Origin of the sequence: Leclercia tamurae (assembly GCF_025566055.1) — a bacterium.
In the GTDB taxonomy this organism is placed as follows: domain Bacteria; phylum Pseudomonadota; class Gammaproteobacteria; order Enterobacterales; family Enterobacteriaceae; genus Enterobacter; species Enterobacter tamurae.
Genome location: NZ_JAMHKS010000067.1, coordinates 1 through 19378 on the forward strand (window position 1 = coordinate 1; position 19378 = coordinate 19378).

At 55.4% G+C, this 19378-nt stretch carries 13 protein-coding genes; 6 read left to right on the top strand and 7 right to left on the bottom strand.

Features of this window, described 5'->3' with window-relative positions; translation table 11 throughout:
• Window positions 1-131 precede the first annotated feature (131 nt).
• A complete protein-coding gene (cueO, locus tag M8318_RS05370) occupies window positions 132-1673 on the bottom strand; it encodes a multicopper oxidase CueO (RefSeq protein WP_262661253.1) in 1542 nt (513 codons plus the stop codon).
• Window positions 1674-1818: 145 nt separating this feature from the next.
• On the opposite strand from cueO, the gene M8318_RS05375 reads away from it, so the two are divergent.
• The 3 genes from M8318_RS05375 (at window position 1819) to speD (ending at window position 3934) form a co-directional block, all read left to right on the top strand.
• Entirely contained in the window at window positions 1819-2166 is a 348-nt protein-coding gene (locus tag M8318_RS05375; protein ID WP_103178301.1) for a YacC family pilotin-like protein, read from the top strand.
• A gap of 110 nt (window positions 2167-2276) precedes the next feature.
• Window positions 2277-3134, top strand: coding sequence for a polyamine aminopropyltransferase (speE, locus tag M8318_RS05380; protein ID WP_262661254.1), 858 nt, complete (start codon window positions 2277-2279; stop codon window positions 3132-3134).
• Window positions 3135-3139: 5 nt separating this feature from the next.
• Entirely contained in the window at window positions 3140-3934 is a 795-nt protein-coding gene (gene speD, locus M8318_RS05385) for an adenosylmethionine decarboxylase (RefSeq protein WP_106994329.1), read from the top strand.
• Window positions 3935-3964: 30 nt separating this feature from the next.
• Here speD and yacL read toward each other — a convergent pair whose 3' ends face one another.
• Entirely contained in the window at window positions 3965-4327 is a 363-nt protein-coding gene (gene yacL, locus M8318_RS05390) for a protein YacL (RefSeq protein WP_106994266.1), read from the bottom strand.
• A 156-nt stretch (window positions 4328-4483) separates the two neighbouring features.
• Entirely contained in the window at window positions 4484-7081 is a 2598-nt protein-coding gene (gene acnB, locus M8318_RS05395; protein WP_262661255.1) for a bifunctional aconitate hydratase 2/2-methylisocitrate dehydratase, read from the bottom strand.
• Window positions 7082-7970: 889 nt separating this feature from the next.
• Between acnB and M8318_RS05400 the strand changes: the two genes are divergently transcribed.
• Both M8318_RS05400 and M8318_RS05405 read left to right on the top strand, forming a co-directional pair.
• A complete protein-coding gene (locus M8318_RS05400; RefSeq protein WP_262661256.1) occupies window positions 7971-9410 on the top strand; it encodes a DUF3300 domain-containing protein in 1440 nt (479 codons plus the stop codon).
• Between the two features lie 11 nt (window positions 9411-9421).
• Window positions 9422-10216 carry a DUF2950 domain-containing protein gene (locus M8318_RS05405; protein WP_262661257.1) on the top strand — a complete coding sequence of 265 codons (795 nt, stop codon included), beginning with the start codon at window positions 9422-9424 and terminating at the stop codon, window positions 10214-10216.
• Window positions 10217-10274: 58 nt separating this feature from the next.
• Here the strand turns inward: M8318_RS05405 and lpdA are convergent, their stop codons facing one another.
• The 4 genes from lpdA to pdhR all read right to left on the bottom strand — a co-directional run bounded on the left by lpdA (window position 10275) and on the right by pdhR (window position 17337).
• Window positions 10275-11699, bottom strand: coding sequence for a dihydrolipoyl dehydrogenase (gene lpdA, locus M8318_RS05410; protein WP_262661258.1), 1425 nt, complete (start codon window positions 11697-11699; stop codon window positions 10275-10277).
• Between the two features lie 175 nt (window positions 11700-11874).
• The gene (gene aceF / locus M8318_RS05415; RefSeq protein ID WP_262661259.1) at window positions 11875-13773 is read right to left on the bottom strand and encodes a pyruvate dehydrogenase complex dihydrolipoyllysine-residue acetyltransferase; all 1899 of its coding nucleotides are present in this window, start codon (window positions 13771-13773) and stop codon (window positions 11875-11877) included.
• A 14-nt stretch (window positions 13774-13787) separates the two neighbouring features.
• Entirely contained in the window at window positions 13788-16451 is a 2664-nt protein-coding gene (aceE, locus tag M8318_RS05420) for a pyruvate dehydrogenase (acetyl-transferring), homodimeric type (RefSeq protein WP_225759570.1), read from the bottom strand.
• A 121-nt stretch (window positions 16452-16572) separates the two neighbouring features.
• Window positions 16573-17337, bottom strand: coding sequence for a pyruvate dehydrogenase complex transcriptional repressor PdhR (gene pdhR, locus M8318_RS05425; protein ID WP_103947083.1), 765 nt, complete (start codon window positions 17335-17337; stop codon window positions 16573-16575).
• 538 nt (window positions 17338-17875) lie between these two features.
• Between pdhR and aroP the strand changes: the two genes are divergently transcribed.
• The gene (aroP, locus tag M8318_RS05430) at window positions 17876-19246 is read left to right on the top strand and encodes an aromatic amino acid transporter AroP (RefSeq protein WP_146145526.1); all 1371 of its coding nucleotides are present in this window, start codon (window positions 17876-17878) and stop codon (window positions 19244-19246) included.
• The last annotated feature ends 132 nt before the right edge of the window (window positions 19247-19378 follow it).

The window sequence follows — 19378 nt, forward strand, 5'->3', positions numbered from 1 at the left end:
CGGCCTTTCCGGCAAGATAGTGACGTACGGCCGCAAGTTTTACAGCAGAAGAATGTTTCATAAACTGCACCCTCAGATGTCAGATCGTGTCCAACATTTTGGGTGCAGTTCATAGCCGCCACCCGGCTTTTTTATACCGTGAAGCCGAGCATCATCCCCGTATCTTCATGCTCTAACAGATGGCAGTGCGCCATATAGGCATACTCTTTCGGCGCGTCGTGATCGAACTTCACTAACACCTCACTCACCCCACCCTCAACGCGTACCGTATCCTTCCAGCCCGCGCGATGCACCGCTGGCGCTTTACCGTTTTCTGACAAGATGCGGAACTGGGTGCCGTGAATATGGAACGGATGCAGCATCATGTCCCCCTCGCCTGAGATCGTCCAGCGCTCATACTGCCCTTTCGCGGCGGCGAACTGCGGCGTGTGCATATCGAAGGCTTTACCGTTGATGCGATTACCGTTACGGAAATCAAATCCATGCATGCTGTGATCCATCCCGCCCATCTTGCCGTGATCCATCTGGCCATGATCCATACCCGCCATGGCCTGATGGCCGTACTTCTTCATTAAGGCCTGCATACCCATCATGTCGAGCATCGGATCCATCGACAGCTGCAGTTTGCGCTGGGTCAGCCCCTCCAGTGACGGCAGCGCCGGCAGGGTGGTCAGCGTATCCGGCAATGTGCCCGATGCGGTCACCAGCAGCGGCTGAATGCGCAACACCGGCTGCGGCTTATCAAACGGTGCCACCGCCATCCCCATCTGGCTGACCGGCAGGGTCACCAGATCAAATGGCTTGCCGTCGCTGATATCCACTAGCACCTCAAAACGCTCGCCCATCAGCATCGGCAGCTCGGTCACTTTCACCGGCTCAGCCAGCAGACCGCCGTCACTGGCGACCACGTACAGCGGGCGCTTATCGCTGGCGGCAAAGTTAAGCGAGCGGGCGTTACAGCCGTTGAGCAGACGCAGGCGCAGCCAGCCTTTCGGGGCATTGTGCTGCGGGTAAATAGCGCCGTTGGTCAGCAGCGTATCGCCAAACCAGCCCACCGCGGCGCTCATCACATCCAGCTGATAATCAATCTGTCCGTCGGCGGTAAATTTTTTGTCCTGCACGATCACCGGCACATCGTCGATGCCCCATTGCTTAGGCAGGCGCAGCAGGCGACTTTCATCATCCTCAATCAGTACCAGCCCGGCGAGCCCCATCGCCACCTGATGCCCGGTTTTGCCGTGCTGATGGGGATGGAACCAGCAGGTGGCCGCCCGCTGATCCGGGGTAAAGGTCACTGTCCGCTGGCCACCGGGTTTAATGATGCCGTGCGGGCCGCCGTCCACCTCGCCCGGTACCTCCAGACCATGCCAGTGGACGGTGGTCTCTTCATTGAGGGTGTTGTGGATATTAACGGTCAGCGCTTTTCCCTTGCGTAGCTGAATGGTCGGGCCCAGCAGATTGCCGTTGTAGCCCCAGGTGGTGGCGTTGTGCGGTCCAAAGGCGGTTTTGCCCGCCTCCACCACCAGCTTCACCTGATTACGCGCGTCGGGTGTGAGCAAATTGGGGATCGGCAGGACGGGACGCTCGGCCGCAAAAGCAGCGCGGCTCCACAGCGGTAAGGCACTGGCGACACCCAGTGCGGCAGAATATTTTAAAAAATCACGGCGTTGCATGTTCATCTCCTTATTCGCAGCATTCGATGCCATGAGCATAAACCCTCCCCTTGCCGGAAGGTCAAGAAGCGCAGCAATAATAAAGATCGTCGCACCGGCGGGAAGTGTGCTAACGTTGAATTTCCGTGACGTATTGGTAGAAGCAATGAAGACGTTTTTCCGAACAATCCTGTTCAGCACCCTGATGATTAGTTGCGCAAATAGCTATGCGCTGAGTGAAAATGAAGCCGAAGACATGGCGGATTTAACGGCGGTGTTTGTATTTCTGAAAAACGACTGTGGCTACCAGAATTTACCTAACGGTCAGATTCGTCGCGCGCTGGTCTTCTTTGCTCAACAGAACCAGTGGGATCTGAGCAACTACGACAGTTTCGATATGAAAACCCTCGGTGAAGACAGCTACCGCGATCTCAGCGGCATCGGCATTCCCACGGCAAAAAAATGTAAAGCCCTGGCTCGCGACTCGCTGAGCCTGCTCGCCTACGTTAAGTAACTCCCCTCCCGATGCCCGATTGCTGAATGGATGACCGTGCAACCACGGTCATTGTTAGCTATGATGTTTCGCCCGTTTTAACCGGGTGTTAACAAAGGAGGTATCATCCCATGGCCGAAAAGAAAATGTGGCATGAAACGCTGCATGACCAGTTTGGACAGTACTTTGCCATTGATAACGTGCTCTATCATGAGAAAACCGATCATCAGGATCTGATCATTTTCGAAAACGCGGCCTTTGGCCGGGTGATGGCGCTGGATGGCGTGGTGCAGACCACCGAGCGTGATGAATTCATTTATCACGAGATGATGACTCACGTCCCGCTGCTGGCCCACGGCAATGCGAAGCATGTGCTGATCATCGGCGGCGGCGACGGCGCGATGCTGCGCGAAGTGTCCCGCCACAAAAACGTTGAAAGTATCACCATGGTCGAGATCGACGCTGGCGTGGTCTCTTTCTGTCGCCAGTATCTGCCCAATCACAATGCCGGAAGTTACGACGATCCGCGCTTTACGTTGGTGATCGACGACGGCGTCAATTTTGTTAACCAGACGACGCAGACCTTCGATGCGATCATCTCCGATTGCACCGATCCGATTGGGCCCGGCGAGAGTCTGTTTACCTCGGCGTTCTATGAAGGCTGCAAACGCTGCCTGAACCCTGGCGGGGTCTTCGTCGCCCAGAACGGTGTCTGCTTCCTGCAGCAGGATGAAGCCCTCGACAGCCACCGTAAGCTGAGCCACTACTTTGCCGACGTCAGCTTCTATCAGGCGGCGATCCCGACCTACTACGGCGGCGTGATGACCTTTGCCTGGGCGACGGACAATGAAGCCCTGCGTCATCTCTCTACCGGCATCATTCAGGCGCGCTTCCAGCACGCGAATCTGACCTGCCGTTATTACAATCCGGCCGTCCATACCGCAGCCTTTGCCTTGCCGCAATATTTGCAGGATGCTCTGAGGGGGTGAATGAATTGAAAAAGCTAAAACTGCATGGCTTTAACAACCTGACCAAAAGCCTGAGTTTTTGTATTTACGATATCTGCTATGTCAAAACGGCGGAAGAGCGCGATGGTTATATCGCCTATATCGATGAACTCTATAACGCCAACCGACTGACCGAGATCCTGTCAGAAACCTGCTCCATCATCGGTGCCAATATCCTGAACATCGCCCGTCAGGATTATGAACCTCAGGGCGCCAGCGTCACCATTCTGGTCAGCGAAGAGCCGGTGGATCCGACGCTTATCGACCCTACCGAGCACCCCGGCCCGCTGCCGGAAGCGGTGGTGGCCCATCTCGATAAGAGCCATATCTGCGTCCATACCTACCCGGAGAGTCATCCGGAAGGCGGCTTATGTACTTTCCGCGCCGATATTGAAGTGTCGACCTGCGGGGTGATTTCCCCTCTCAATGCGCTGAACTACCTGATTCATCAGCTTGAATCCGACATCGTGACCATTGATTACCGCGTGCGCGGCTTTACCCGTGATATCAACGGCATGAAGCACTTTATCGATCATGAAATTAACTCGATTCAGAGCTTTATGTCTGAGGACATGAAAGCGCTGTACGACATGATGGATGTGAACGTGTATCAGGAAAATATCTTCCATACCAAGATGCTGCTGAAGGAGTTCGACCTGAAGCACTACATGTTCCATACCCGGCCGGAAGATTTAAGCGAAGATGAGCGGAAGGTCATTACTGACCTGCTGTGGAAAGAGATGCGCGAAATTTACTACGGCCGCAACATTACGGCCGTATAAGGTGCGTCCGGAGCAGGGAGGCTCCGGATCTTACTTCTGTTTCATGAAATCACGGTAGGCCGCCACCACCTGCAGAAAATCCTCCACGCCGCACAGCGACAGGCTCTCTTCATCGTAGTAGTTCATCCCCTCTTCCATCTCGTCGCCGGAAAACTCCAGCTGATTGGCGCGAACCATGACCTCTTCGCCGTCCATCCACAGCGTGTATTCATGCCCGGTGCGTTGCCAGGATCGTTCACTGCCTTTTACCGTGCGCGCAGCCTGTTCCACTTCATCGAGCAGGCTCAGGTTCTCTTTCACTTCCTCATTGAACCAGTGACCGACCACTTCGTGGCCCATCGACATGCGCACTTTCACCACGCCGGTGATATCACGCAGAAATTCGTAATCCATAGTATTTTCCTCTGCAAAGCCCTTGCAGTAATTATCGCAGCAGCGAGACAGAAAAAAAGCGGAACGCGTGGAAGGAATGAAAATAAAAAACCCACCGCGGTTGCGATGGGTTTTGTAGGCCCGGTAAGCGTAGCGCCACCGGGCGACTCAGGGTGTTTATACCGCCGTCTGGAAGATAACCCCGTCAGCCTTCTCGGTGTACTGAGAGAGCTGGTCGAAGTTCAGATAGCGATAGGTATCCACCGCGGTCTTATCTACCTGGGCCACGAAGGTCTGGTACTCTTCCGGCGTTGGCAGTTTGCCAATCAGCGCCGCAACCGCCGCCAGCTCCGCAGAGGCCAGGTAGACGTTTGCACCGGTACCTAAACGGTTCGGGAAGTTACGGGTAGAAGTAGAGACAACCGTCGCACCGTCAGCCACGCGCGCCTGGTTACCCATACACAGGGAACAGCCAGGGATTTCGATACGCGCCCCGCTCTTACCAAATATGCTGTAGTAACCTTCTTCCGTCAGCTGGGCCGCGTCCATACGGGTTGGCGGAGCCACCCACAGGCGAGTCGGCAGCTGGCCTTTATGGGTATCCAGCAGTTTACCGGCAGCACGGAAGTGACCAATGTTAGTCATGCACGAACCGATAAACACTTCGTCAATCTGTTCGCCCTGAACGTCAGACAGAGGACGCGCGTCATCCGGATCGTTCGGCGCACACAGGATTGGCTCTTTGATGTCCGCCAGATCGATGTCGATCACTGCCGCGTATTCTGCGTCAGCATCGGCTTCCAGCAGCTGTGGATCCGCCAGCCATTTCTCCATGCCCTGAATACGACGCTCCAGAGTACGACGGTCGCCGTAGCCTTCAGCAATCATCCACTTCAGCAGCACGATGTTGGAGGTCAGGTACTCTTCGATTGGCGCCTGGTTCAGCTTGATGGTACAGCCCGCAGCAGAACGTTCAGCGGAGGCATCGGTCAGTTCGAACGCCTGCTCCACTTTCAGATCCGGCAGACCTTCGATCTCAAGGATGCGGCCAGAGAAGATGTTCTTCTTGCCCTTCTTCTCAACGGTCAGCAGGCCCTGTTTGATCGCGTACAGCGGGATCGCATGTACGAGGTCACGCAGGGTAATGCCCGGCTGCATTTTGCCTTTGAAACGCACCAGAACAGATTCCGGCATGTCCAGCGGCATCACGCCGGTCGCAGCGGCAAAGGCCACCAGACCAGAACCCGCCGGGAAAGAGATGCCAATCGGGAAACGGGTGTGGGAGTCACCACCGGTACCGACGGTATCCGGCAGCAGCATACGGTTCAGCCAGGAGTGGATGACGCCATCGCCCGGACGCAGAGAGACACCGCCACGGTTCATGATGAAGTCTGGCAGGGTGTGGTGCGTGGTGACGTCAACCGGCTTTGGATAGGCCGCTGTGTGACAGAAGGACTGCATCACCAGGTCAGAGGAGAAGCCCAGGCACGCCAGGTCTTTCAGTTCGTCACGGGTCATAGGACCGGTGGTGTCCTGAGAGCCCACGGAGGTCATCTTCGGCTCGCAGTAGGCACCCGGACGGATACCGGCTACGCCGCATGCGCGACCAACCATTTTCTGCGCCAGAGAGTAACCCCGGTCGCTTTCGGCGACGTCTTTCGCCTGACGGAATACGTCGCTGTGCGTCAGACCCAGCGCTTCACGCGCTTTGGTGGTCAGGCCACGACCGATGATCAGCGGGATACGGCCACCGGCGCGCACTTCGTCGATCAGTACGTCGGTTTTCAGTTCGAAGGTCGCCAGCAGTTCGTTGGTTTCGTGGTTACGCACTTCGCCTTTGAACGGGTACACGTCAATCACGTCGCCCATGTTCAGGTTGTTCACGTCCACTTCAATCGGCAGGGCGCCAGCATCTTCCATGGTGTTGAAGAAGATAGGGGCAATTTTGCCGCCGAGGCACAGGCCGCCGCCGCGCTTGTTCGGCACGTGAGGAATGTCATCCCCCATGAACCACAGCACGGAGTTGGTTGCGGATTTACGCGAAGAACCCGTCCCGACCACGTCACCGACGTACGCCAGCGGGAAGCCTTTTTGCGCTAACGCCTCAATCTGCTTGATTGGACCGACGGCACCCGGCTGATCCGGTTCAATGCCTTCGCGGGCGTTTTTCAGCATCGCCAGGGCGTGCAGCGGGATATCCGGGCGTGACCAGGCATCCGGCGCCGGAGAGAGGTCATCGGTATTGGTTTCGCCAGTCACCTTGAAGACGGTGACGGTCATTTTTTCCGCAAGCTGAGGACGGTTCAGGAACCATTCGGCATCAGCCCAGGCCTGCATGACCTGCTTCGCGTAGCCATTGCCCGCTTTCGCTTTCTCTTCTACGTCGTAGAAGTTATCGAACATCAGCAGAGTGTGGGACAGGGCTTTAGCGGCAATCGGTGCCAGCGTGGCGCTGTCCAGCGCATCAATCAGCGGATGAATATTATAACCGCCCTGCATGGTGCCGAGCAGTTCAATCGCTTTTTCAGGGGTAACCAGTGGGGAGGTTGCTTCGCCTTTGGCAATTGCAGCAAGGAAACCGGCTTTGACGTAGGCGGCTTCATCGACGCCTGGCGGTACACGGTTGATCAACAGATCTAACAGGAATTCTTCTTCGCCTTTTGGCGGATTCTTCAGCAGCTCGACGAGCCCAGCCATCTGGGTAGCATCTAAGGGTTTCGGTACAATCCCCTCGGCGGCACGTTCTGCTACGTGCTTACGGTATTCTTCTAGCACGACGGTTCTCCTCGCTCTCATTGTCATATGCGGCCGGCGTTCTCTTCACGCTCCTGTGAGACAGCAGTTTGTAGGGTAAATGCCCGATACCGCGTCGGGCAGCATAGCAGGATTTTCAGACAGTGTTAATCCGTTTACAAAAAAGCAACATTAAATCGTTTGCTGAATCGTTAAGCATGGTATAGCGGCGAGGCGGGAAGAATTTCAGGCACAAAAAAACCGCCCTAAAGCGGTTATTTTGTTGCCTTGCGGTGGTAGCACACCGGGTTAGCAGATTTGTGGCAAAACCCCAACGAGATGAATTTTGCATCACGGTCCCCTTCCTTGCAAGCCAATATTGAGATTTTGCGTACCGCTTTCCTGTTTCGGATGAAAGTCCATGTATGCGTAATTCTTACCTTCTTTCTTTCATCATATTTCATTAATGTTTAGTTGGCCTGCTTCGCTGGTGTAGCAACCAGTCACCGGGCCCGGGAGCAGTTCCGTAACCTACGTGGCAAGACCCCAATTTGCCTGGTTCTGCCTTTCCCGGTGAAGAATGAACCCGCGTAGCCTGCAAAGGAACGCTCGCAATGGAGATGCGGTTCTATACGCTGATCGTTGTGATCGGTTTACTGCTGACGGCACTGCACGGTGGCTGGAGCATATCCGACATCACAGTGCTGTTTGTCATTAACCTCGGCAACTAGCTGCTGGCCGCTCGCAAGAGCGGCCATTTGAAACCCCAACGGAACTTGCGCCATCGGATATAATCTGTGTAATAAACGCTCACACTCTTTCTCCGGCCATTCGGAACGGTTCCCTGTTTAAGTCAAAAAAGTAATACCCGGGTGCATATACTCGCGGCAACGTAAACGCCTTACGGCCTCGCTCTCGTCGGAGTCTTACTATGAAGTTGCCCCTTAAGCCACATCTGCTTGCTCTCCTGTGTAGCGCCGGGCTGTTAGCCGCCTCTGGCGTTGTCTACGTGAATAGCCGCGCACCGGAAACCATCACTCAGCCTCCGCCAACCGTACAGCCCGCTCCGGTAACTCAAACCGCCCCGGTGGCTGTGCCCCAGCTGCCGGTGGCCTACACCGCAGCGCAAATCGATCAGTGGGTCGCTCCGATTGCTCTCTACCCGGACGCACTACTGTCGCAAGTGTTGATGGCCGCCACCTACCCGGCGAACGTGATCCAGGCGGCCCAGTGGTCGCGGGACAATCCGAAGATGCAGGGAGATGCGGCAGTTCAGGCGGCCGCGGGGCAGCCCTGGGATCCGAGCGTGAAATCGCTGGTCGCCTTCCCGCAGCTGATGTCGCTGATGGGGGAAAACCCACCGTGGGTGCAGAATCTCGGGGATGCGTTTCTCGCCCAGCCGAAGGATGTGATGGACTCCGTCCAGCGCTTGCGCCTGCTGGCGCAGCAAACCGGCGCGCTGCAGTCCACGCCGCAGCAGACGGTGACCACGGTGGCGAAAACCGAACCGCCAAAAGTCTCCACTTCGAACTCAACCTCAACGTCAGCCCCTGCCCCAACGGTGATCAAGATTGAATCCGCCGATCCGCAGGTGGTGTATGTCCCGACCTACAACCCCAGCACGGTTTATGGTACCTGGCCTAATACCAGTTATCCGCCGGTCTATCTGCCGCCACCTCCGGGGGAACAGTTCACCGACAGCCTGGTGAAAGGGCTGGGCTTCAGCCTCGGGGTGGCCACGACCTACGCCATCTTCAGCAATATCGACTGGGATGACGATGATGACTGGGATCATGACCACCATAACGGGGATCACCACGGCGGCTATTCGCGTAACGGTGATAACAACATCAATATCAACGTGGATAACTTCAATAAGATCAGCGGTGAACGACTGGATGCTAACCGCGGCTGGCAGCATAATCCGGCCTATCGCGGGGGCGTACCCTACGCCACCAGCCTCACTACGCCGCAAGGGACCGTCAACCGCGACGCCCAGCGCCGGGCGGCAAGCCAGCAACTGAAGCAGATCTCCCAGCGCAATAACTATCGGGGATACGACAACGAGCGCCCGAAAACCACCAAACGGGAAAATAACCCCCAACGCACCGCGACCCGCCCGGAAACCGCCCGCAAGGCACAACCGCAGCAGCGCACCGAGCAGACCCGGCAGCGAGCCACGCAAACGCATCAGCGGGCCAACGCCCTCAGCGGCAACGACAGCCGCTCGGCCAGCTGGCAGGTCCAACAGCAGCGTGGGATGCAGAGCCGTCAGCAGTCGGCCCGCCATCTGGAACAACGCAGCGGCGGCAGAGAGCAGATGTCTGAACGCCGGGGCGGCGGTGAACACCGCGAATTTCGTCATCGTTAAGGGAGACGACAATGAAAAGTAAATTACTCAGCGCAATGATGTTGTTCATGGTATCGACCGGCGTCTTTGCCCAACAACATTTCAGCACGCCCGAACAGGCGACTGATGCGCTGGCGAAAGCCATCAACGAGCAGAACGACAAGGAAATGGGCAACCTGCTCGGCGAAGACTGGCGCACCTTCTTACCGGCCGATGGCGTTGACCCGGAAGCGGTGGATCGTTTTAAGCGTGACTGGCAGGTGAACCATCACACGGTGATCGACGGCGACATGGCCTGGCTCACTGTGGGTGAGTACCACTGGCAGCTGCCGATCCCGGTGGTGAAACGCGCCGAGGGGTGGCAGTTCGACATGCAGGAGGCCAAAGAGGAGATCCTCAACCGTGAAGTGGGCCGCAACGAGCTGGCCGCTATCGAGGCGCTGCACGCCTACGTCGATGCGCAGGAGAGCTATTACGCCCTCGCCAACCAGTATGCGCAGAAAATTGTCAGCAGCGAGGGTAAAAAAGATGGTCTCTACTGGCCGGTGAAACCCGGTGAAGCCCCCAGCCCGCTCGGCCCGGCCTTCAGCCCGAAAGAGCCGGGTCAGGGCTACCACGGCTACCATTTCCGTATCCTGCCGGACAGCAAATCAGGCTTTGCGATGATTGCCTGGCCAGTGAGTTACGGTGAAACCGGGGTGATGAGCTTTATGATCAACGGGGATGACCGGGTGTGGCAGGCCAATCTGGGTGAGACGTCGGCGGAGGAAGCCAAAGCGCTGGCGGCGTTTAACCCGGGCGATCGCTGGCAACGTGTGGCGCAGTAGGTTTTTGCAGGATAAAAAAAAGCGGCTCATGAGCCGCTTTTTTATTGCCGGAAGAAAATTACTTCTTCTTCGCTTTCGCGTTCGGCAGGTCGGTGATGCTGCCTTCGAACACTTCTGCCGCCAGGCCAACAGACTCGTGCAGAGTCGGGTGAGCGTGGATGGTCAGGGCGATGTCTTCAGCGTCACAGCCCATTTCGATCGCCAGACCGATCTCACCCAGCAGCTCGCCGCCGTTGGTGCCGACAATCGCACCACCGATCACACGGTGAGTCTCTTTGTCGAAGATCAGTTTGGTTACGCCATCTGCGCAATCGGAAGCGATAGCACGGCCAGAAGCAGCCCACGGGAAGGTGGCGGTTTCATAGCTGATGCCTTTCTCTTTCGCTTCTTTCTCGGTCAGACCAACCCAGGCAACTTCTGGCTCGGTGTAGGCGATAGATGGGATCACTTTCGGATCGAAGTAGTGCTTCATGCCGGCGATAACTTCTGCGGCAACGTGACCTTCGTGAACACCTTTGTGTGCCAGCATTGGCTGACCGACGATATCGCCGATAGCAAAGATGTGCGGCACGTTGGTGCGCAGCTGCTTGTCAACGCGGATGAAGCCACGGTCGTCAACTTCCACGCCCGCTGCACCTGCATCCAGGTTTTTACCGTTCGGCACACGGCCGATGGCCACCAGCACGGCGTCGTAACGCTGCGCTTCTGCAGGGGCTTTTTTGCCTTCCATGGAAACGTAAATACCGTCTTCTTTCGCTTCAACGGCAGTCACTTTGGTTTCCAGCATCAGGTTGAACTTCTTGCTGATGCGTTTGGTGAAGACTTTAACGATGTCTTTGTCAGCAGCCGGGATAACCTGGTCGAACATTTCAACCACGTCAATCTCTGAACCCAGCGCATGGTACACGGTACCCATTTCCAGACCGATGATACCGCCACCCATAACCAGCAGGCGTTTTGGTACTTCTTTCAGTTCCAGCGCATCGGTGGAGTCCCACACGCGTGGATCTTCATGTGGAATGAACGGCAGTTCGATCGGACGGGAGCCCGCCGCGATGATCGCGTTGTCGAAGTTGATCACGGTTTTGCCGTTTTCGCCTTCCACTTCCAGGGTATTTGCCCCGGTAAATTTACCCAGACCGTTAACCACTTTCACTTTACGGCCTTTGGCCATGCCAGCCAGACCACCGGTCAGTTGAGTGATAACTTTCTCTTTCCAGGTACGAATCTTGTCGATATCGGTTTTCGGCTCGCCGAAGACGATACCGTGATCGGCCAGCGCTTTGGCTTCTTCGATAACTTTTGCAACGTGCAGCAGCGCTTTAGAAGGGATACAGCCGACGTTCAGACAAACACCACCGAGGGTGTTGTAACGTTCTACGATGACGGTTTCCAGACCTAAATCCGCGGCACGGAATGCTGCGGAATAACCTGCCGGGCCTGCCCCAAGTACTACGACCTGAGTTTTGATTTCTGTGCTCATCATGACCTCTTAATTTATACCCGTCGTCCACCGGGTCGTTCTATCCGCTCGTATTTTACAAAATTGTTAACAATTTTGAAACAACAAACGGCTCACGAATTTTTGCTTTCGCCAATAAGCTCACCAACTGCATGAGATTACCAGAAAAAAGCCGGCCGTCAGGCCGGCTTTTCGATTACATCACCAGGCGGCGAATGTCGCTCAGGGTGTTGTTGATGATGGTAATGAAGCGGGCACCATCAGCACCGTCGATCACGCGGTGGTCGAAGGAGAGAGAAATCGGCATCATCAGACGCGGCATAAACTCTTTCCCGTTCCACACTGGCTCCATCGCAGACTTGGAGACACCGAGGATCGCCACTTCCGGCGCGTTCACAATCGGCGCGAAGTGGGTAGTACCCAGGCCGCCGATGCTGGAGATGGTGAAGCAACCGCCCTGCATTTCGCCAGCCGTCAGCTTACCGTCACGCGCTTTCTTGGAGATCTCGGTCAGTTCGCGGGACAGCTCAGTGATGCTCTTCTTGTTCACGTCTTTAAAGACCGGAACAACCAGACCATTTGGCGTATCAACCGCAACACCGATGTTGATGTATTTCTTCAGCGTCAGCTTCTGGCCATCTTCGGACAGGGAGCTGTTGAAACGTGGCATCTGCTCCAGAGCAGCGGCAACGGCTTTCATGATGAAGACAACCGGGGTGAATTTCACGTCCAGTTTACGCTTCTCAGCTTCGGCGTTCTGCTGTTTACGGAACGCTTCCAGATCGGTGATATCGGTTTTGTCGAAGTGCGTAACGTGCGGGATCATCACCCAGTTACGGCTCAGGTTGGCACCAGAGATCTTCTGGATGCGGCCCAGTTCCACTTCTTCGATTTCACCAAACTTGCTGAAGTCGACTTTCGGCCATGGCAGCATGCCCGGGATACCGCCACCGGTGGCAGCAGCAGGTGCCGCTTCAGCACGCTTAACCGCGTCTTTCACGTAAGCCTGAACGTCTTCGCGCAGGATACGGCCTTTACGACCGGTGCCTTTCACTTTCGCCAGGTTCACACCGAATTCGCGCGCCAGGCGACGAATCAGCGGAGTCGCGTGGACGTAAGCGTCGTTTTCAGCGAACTCAGATTTGCCTTCTGCTTTCGCAGCAGGGGCAGCGGCAGGTTTAGCTGCCTGAGCCGGTGCAGCAGCAGGTGCCGGAGCGGCAGCCGCAGGGGCCGCAGCAGGCGCAGCGCCTTCCACTTCGAAGACCATGATCAGCGAGCCGGTAGAGACTTTGTCGCCGGTACTGATTTTGATCTCTTTAACGGTACCGGCGAATGGCGCAGGGACTTCCATAGAAGCCTTGTCGCCTTCAACGGTGATCAGTGACTGTTCAGCAGCAACTTTGTCGCCCACTTTAACCATCACTTCGGTCACTTCAACTTCGTCGCCGCCGATGTCCGGAACGTTAACGTCTTTCGCACCGCCAGCCGCAGCTGGAGCAGCAGCCTGTGCCGGAGCAGCAGCCTGAGCTGGCGCGGCAGCAGGTGCTGCACCTGCCACTTCGAAGACCATGATCAGGGAGCCAGTAGACACTTTGTCACCGGTGTTGATCTTGATCTCTTTAACGGTACCTGCGAACGGCGCCGGAACTTCCATAGAGGCTTTGTCGCCTTCAACGGTGATCAGAGACTGTTCAGCGGCAACGGTGTCGCCCACTTTGACCAGGATCTCGGTAACTTCAACTTCGTCACCGCCGATATCAGGCACGTTCACTTCTTTCGCTGCCGCGGCAGCTGCTGGAGCAGCGGCGGCCGGAGCGGCTTCTTTCTTCTCTTCCTGCGCAGGTGCAGCTGCTGCTGCACCGTCGGCGGAATCGAAAATCATGATCAGTTTGCCAGTCTCGGTTTTATCGCCAACAGAGACTTTGATCTCTTTAACGATGCCAGCCTGAGGAGACGGGACTTCCATAGAGGCTTTGTCGCCTTCTACGGTGATCAGCGACTGTTCAGCTTCAACCTTGTCGCCTACTTTGACCAGGATCTCGGTGATTTCAACTTCATCAGCCCCGATGTCCGGTACATTGATTTCGATAGCCATTATTCTTTTACCTCTTACGCCAGACGCGGGTTAACTTTTTCTGCATCGATGTTGAATTTGGTAATTGCGTCTGCAACCACTTTCTTATCGATTTCGCCACGTTTAGCCAGTTCGCCCAGTGCTGCTACAACCACGTAAGAAGCATCAACTTCGAAGTGGTGACGCAGGTTTTCGCGGCTGTCAGAACGACCGAAGCCGTCAGTACCCAGAACGCGATAATCATCAGCTGGTACGTAAGTACGAACCTGCTCAGCGAACAGTTTCATATAGTCAGTAGAAGCGACCGCTGGCGCGTCGTTCATCACCTGAGCGATGTACGGAACGCGTGGAGTTTCCAGCGGGTGCAGCATGTTCCAGCGCTCACAATCCTGGCCATCACGTGCCAGTTCGGTGAAGGAGGTCACGCTGTAAACGTCAGAACCTACGCCGTAGTCGTTTGCCAGGATCTGCGCTGCTTCACGAACGTGACGCAGGATAGAGCCGGAGCCCAACAGCTGAACTTTACCTTTGCTACCAGCAACGGTTTCGAGTTTGTAGATACCTTTACGGATACCTTCCTCGGCACCTTCCGGCATCGCCGGCATGTGGTAGTTTTCGTTCAGAGTGGTGATGTAGTAGTAAATGTTCTCTTGCGCTTCACCGTACATACGGGTCAGGCCATCATGCATGATGACTGCCACTTCGTACGCGTAAGACGGGTCGTAAGAGATACAGTTAGGGATAGTCAGAGACTGAATGTGGCTGTGACCATCTTCGTGCTGCAGACCTTCACCGTTCAGGGTCGTACGACCGGAAGTACCACCTACCAGGAAGCCACGAGCCTGTTGGTCGCCAGCCTGCCAGCACAGGTCACCGATACGCTGGAAACCGAACATGGAGTAGTAGATGTAGAACGGGATCATCGGCAGGTTGTTGGTGCTGTAAGAGGTCGCAGCAGCCAGCCAGGATGCGCCCGCACCCAGCTCGTTAATACCTTCCTGCAGAATCTGGCCTTTCTCGTCTTCTTTATAGTATGCAACCTGCTCGCGGTCCTGCGGGGTGTACTGCTGACCGTTCGGGCTGTAGATACCGATCTGACGGAACAGACCTTCCATACCAAAGGTACGCGCTTCGTCAGCGATGATTGGAACCAGACGATCTTTGATCGACTTGTTCTTCAGCATCACGTTCAGGGCACGCACGAAGGCGATAGTGGTGGAGATCTCTTTGTTCTGCTCTTCCAGCAGCTGAGAGAAGTCTTCCAGCGCTGGCAGTTCCAGTTTCTCAGTGAAGTTCACCTGACGGGACGGCAGGTAGCCGTTCAGTTTCTGACGCTGCGCGTGCAGATAGGTGTGCTCTTCAGAACCTTCCGGGAAGGTGATGTAGGAGAGGTTTTCAACCTGCTCGTCGGTCACTGGAACGTTGAAACGGTCGCGGATATAACGCACGCCGTCCATGTTCATTTTCTTCACCTGGTGCGCGATGTTTTTACCTTCGGCAGTATCACCCATGCCATAACCTTTAACGGTATGAGCCAGGATTACAGTTGCTTTGCCTTTGGTGTCCTGCGCTTTTTTCAGTGCAGCGTAGACTTTCTTCGGATCGTGACCACCACGGTTCAGGGCCCAGATCTGATCGTCAGTCCAGTCAGCAACCAGGGCCGCAGTCTCAGGGTATTTACCGAAGAAGTGCTCACGTACGTAGGCACCGTCTTTGGATTTGAAGGTCTGGTAGTCGCCGTCAACGGTTTCCTGCATCAGCTGGAGCAGTTTACCGCTGGTGTCTTTACGCAGCAGCTCATCCCAACGACCGCCCCACATGACTTTAATCACGTTCCAGCCAGCACCTGCGAAGATGCCTTCCAGTTCGTTGATGATCTTGCCGTTGCCGGTTACCGGACCATCCAGACGCTGCAGGTTACAGTTGATGATGAAGCACAGGTTGTCCAGCTTCTCACGGGTAGCGATGGTGATCGCACCTTTAGATTCTGGCTCATCCATCTCGCCGTCGCCCAGGAAGGCGTAAACGGTCTGCTGGGAGGTGTCTTTCAAACCACGGTGTTCCAGATATTTCAGGAACTTAGCCTGGTAGATCGCACCGATTGGACCCAGACCCATGGAGACGGTCGGGAACTGCCAGAATTCTGGCATCAGTTTCGGGTGCGGATAAGAAGAGAGGCCTTTACCGTGAACTTCCTGACGGAAGTTGTTCATCTGCTCTTCAGTCAGACGACCTTCCAGGAACGCACGTGCGTACACGCCCGGAGAGATGTGGCCCTGGAAGTACACCAGGTCGCCGCCGTCTTTCTCGGTGCGCGCGCGGAAGAAGTGGTTGAAGCACACTTCATAAACGGTTGCAGAAGACTGGAAGGAAGCCATGTGGCCGCCCAGCTCCAGATCTTTTTTGGACGCGCGCAGAACGGTCATGATGGCGTTCCAGCGAATTGCAGAACGGATGCGGCGTTCCAGATCCAGATTGCCCGGGTATTCCGGTTCGTCTTCGACGGCAATCGTGTTTACGTAGTTGTTAGCCCCTGCACCTGCAGCTACTTTCACGCCACCTTTGCGGGCTTCAGAAAGCATCTGTTCAATCAGATACTGAGCGCGCTCAACACCTTCTTCACGGATGACCGATTCGATCGCCTGTTGCCAGTCGCGAGTTTCGATCGGATCCACGTCATTTTGGAGACGTTCTGACATGGGGGTATTCCTTATCTATCTAATACGTTGATTTGTCTGGAACCTGTCCCATTGTATTTTCGTCAGAAAACACAATAAGACAGGTTCTGCGTTTAGTTGCCGCGCTCTAAAAAACTGGCGCTTAATCCTTTCGTTGCTGTATGCGGCGCAGTGAACGTTCTCGACGACTCTGCTCACGGCTGCGGTCCAGCAAGATTTCCTCAATGAAAGCCAGGTGACGGTGCGACGCTTCACGCGCCTGCTCCGGCTCCCCGGCCATTATCGCCTCGAATACACGAGTGCGATGGTTGCTGACCAGCGGGAGCATCTCCCGACGGGCATACAACAATTCAAAATTCTGACGAACGTTCTGGGCAAGCATTGGCTCCATGCAGCGTAGCAGATGGAGGAGCACCACGTTGTGGGCTGCTTCAGTGACGGCAATTTGATACTGGACGACGGCGTCGGACTCGGCGTCGAGATCGCCGGACTGTTGGGCCCGTTCAATGGCCTGATGGAGCTCGCGAATGCGTTCACGATCTTCATCGTTGCTGCGCAGCGCCGCGTAGTAAGCCGCGATGCCTTCAAGCGCGTGACGGGTCTCAAGCAGATCGAACTGGGATTCTGGGTGGTCGGAGAGCAGCTCCACTAACGGGTCACTGAAGCTCTGCCACAGGCTGTTTTGCACAAAGGTTCCGCCACCCTGGCGACGAAGCAGTAGGCCCTTGGCTTCGAGACGTTGGATCGCCTCACGCAGCGAGGGACGGGAAACGTCGAACTGTTTAGCCAGTTCGCGTTCAGGTGGTAGTTTTTCACCGGGGCGCAGGGTCCCCTCAAGGATCAAAAACTCCAGCTGCTGCTCAATCACATCGGATAATTTTGGTTGGCGAATTTTGCTGTAGGCCATATTCCCTGTCTTACGCCTTTTTGCCCGGAGTCAATTGGTCTTACCAATTTCATATTCGTATCGCTAAAGTAACAAAGTATTCACCTTCTGTCCATATTGGTTTTGACCGAAATCAGTAAACCCTGCTTATTTTAACAACCTTACAGAAATAACGTTTCAAAAATGTAACTCTGCACAAATGAAATGATTACTCCTAAAGAGGCAGTTTTAACGTTATCGAAACGATGAAAAGTGCGATCTGAACCGATTTAGCGGAGTAAAAAATGAAAAACTGCCCACTTATGGAGCATTTTTATTCTATAGGTTGATGAAGGGACGCAAACGGAACGATTTACAAATGCTTTCTTTTTATTCGAACTCGCTTTCTCCACGCATAAAGCAGGTGCATTCGCCGTCGCTTAACACTATTCTTCCGATTACGGAAGACACATCCGGTTATTTCAGCCAATTGAACCGTAAACTAATAAATACATGAAATGGAATTTCATAATTACACACGCCTGAGCGTGAACATAACAACCACACACGAGGTTTCATAATGGATGGTCAACAGCACGGCGATCAGCTGAAGCGCGGCCTTAAAAACCGCCATATTCAGCTTATCGCTCTCGGGGGCGCTATCGGTACCGGCCTGTTTCTGGGCAGCGCATCGGTTATTCAGTCTGCCGGTCCGGGTATTATTCTGGGTTACGCCATTGCCGGTTTTATTGCCTTTCTGATTATGCGTCAGCTCGGTGAAATGGTGGTCGAAGAGCCGGTCGCCGGTTCATTCAGCCATTTTGCCTATAAATACTGGGGCAGCTTTGCCGGTTTCGCCTCTGGCTGGAACTACTGGGTGCTGTATGTGCTGGTGGCGATGGCGGAACTGACCGCAGTTGGTAAATACGTCCAGTTCTGGTGGCCTGAGATCCCGACCTGGGCTTCTGCGGCAGTCTTCTTCGTGGTGATTAACGCCATTAACCTGACCAACGTGAAAGTGTTCGGTGAGATGGAGTTCTGGTTTGCCATTATTAAAGTTATCGCGGTTGTGGCGATGATCCTGTTCGGCGGCTGGCTGCTGTTCAGCGGCAACGGCGGCCCGCAGGCAAGCGTAAGCAACCTCTGGGATCAGGGCGGCTTCCTGCCGCATGGCATGACCGGGCTGGTGATGATGATGGCGATCATTATGTTCTCCTTCGGTGGTCTGGAGCTGGTGGGCATCACCGCCGCTGAAGCCGACAACCCGGAGCAGAGCATCCCGAAAGCCACCAACCAGGTGATCTACCGCATCCTGATCTTCTATGTGGGCTCGCTGGCCGTACTGCTCTCCCTGCTGCCATGGACCCGCGTTACTGCGGACACCAGTCCGTTCGTGCTGATCTTCCACGAGCTGGGCGACACCTTCGTGGCCAACGCCCTGAACGTGGTGGTACTGACCGCGGCGCTGTCGGTGTACAACAGCTGCGTTTACTGCAACAGCCGTATGCTGTTCGGCCTGGCTCAGCAGGGTAATGCCCCGAAAGCGCTGCTCAATGTCGATAAGCGTGGCGTGCCGGTTAACACCATTATCGTGTCGGCGGTTGTGACGGCGCTGTGCGTGCTGATCAACTACCTGGCCCCGGATTCTGCCTTCGGTCTGCTGATGGCGCTGGTGGTCTCCGCTCTGGTGATCAACTGGGCGATGATCAGCCTGGCGCACATGAAGTTCCGTCGTGCGAAACAGCAGCAGGGCGTGAAAACGCGCTTCCCTGCCCTGCTCTACCCGCTGGGTAACTGGGTTTGCCTGATCTTTATGGCAGCGGTACTGGTTATCATGCTGATGACGCCGGGCATGGCGATCTCGGTCTACCTGATCCCGGTCTGGATTGTGATCCTCGGGGTCGGCTATATGTTTAAAGAAAAAAATGCCAAAGCAGTAAAAGCGCATTAATGCCCTTCCCCTCTGCGTCCCCCGGACGCAGAGGGTTGTTACCTTCCTCACACTTTCCCGTCTACAGCCATTTTATCCATATCACCGACGTTATACTGCAACGCATATTTTGCTTCGGCAGCGAATAATTCT

Coding starts and splice junctions, on each gene's coding strand:
- cueO (WP_262661253.1), bottom strand. CDS start 1,673: ATGCAACGCCGTGATTTTTTAAAATATTCTGCCGCACTGGGTGTCGCC.
- M8318_RS05375 (WP_103178301.1), top strand. CDS start 1,819: ATGAAGACGTTTTTCCGAACAATCCTGTTCAGCACCCTGATGATTAGT.
- speE (WP_262661254.1), top strand. CDS start 2,277: ATGGCCGAAAAGAAAATGTGGCATGAAACGCTGCATGACCAGTTTGGA.
- yacL (WP_106994266.1), bottom strand. CDS start 4,327: ATGGATTACGAATTTCTGCGTGATATCACCGGCGTGGTGAAAGTGCGC.
- M8318_RS05400 (WP_262661256.1), top strand. CDS start 7,971: ATGAAGTTGCCCCTTAAGCCACATCTGCTTGCTCTCCTGTGTAGCGCC.
- M8318_RS05405 (WP_262661257.1), top strand. CDS start 9,422: ATGAAAAGTAAATTACTCAGCGCAATGATGTTGTTCATGGTATCGACC.
- lpdA (WP_262661258.1), bottom strand. CDS start 11,699: ATGAGCACAGAAATCAAAACTCAGGTCGTAGTACTTGGGGCAGGCCCG.
- aceF (WP_262661259.1), bottom strand. CDS start 13,773: ATGGCTATCGAAATCAATGTACCGGACATCGGGGCTGATGAAGTTGAA.
- aceE (WP_225759570.1), bottom strand. CDS start 16,451: ATGTCAGAACGTCTCCAAAATGACGTGGATCCGATCGAAACTCGCGAC.
- pdhR (WP_103947083.1), bottom strand. CDS start 17,337: ATGGCCTACAGCAAAATTCGCCAACCAAAATTATCCGATGTGATTGAG.
- aroP (WP_146145526.1), top strand. CDS start 17,876: ATGGATGGTCAACAGCACGGCGATCAGCTGAAGCGCGGCCTTAAAAAC.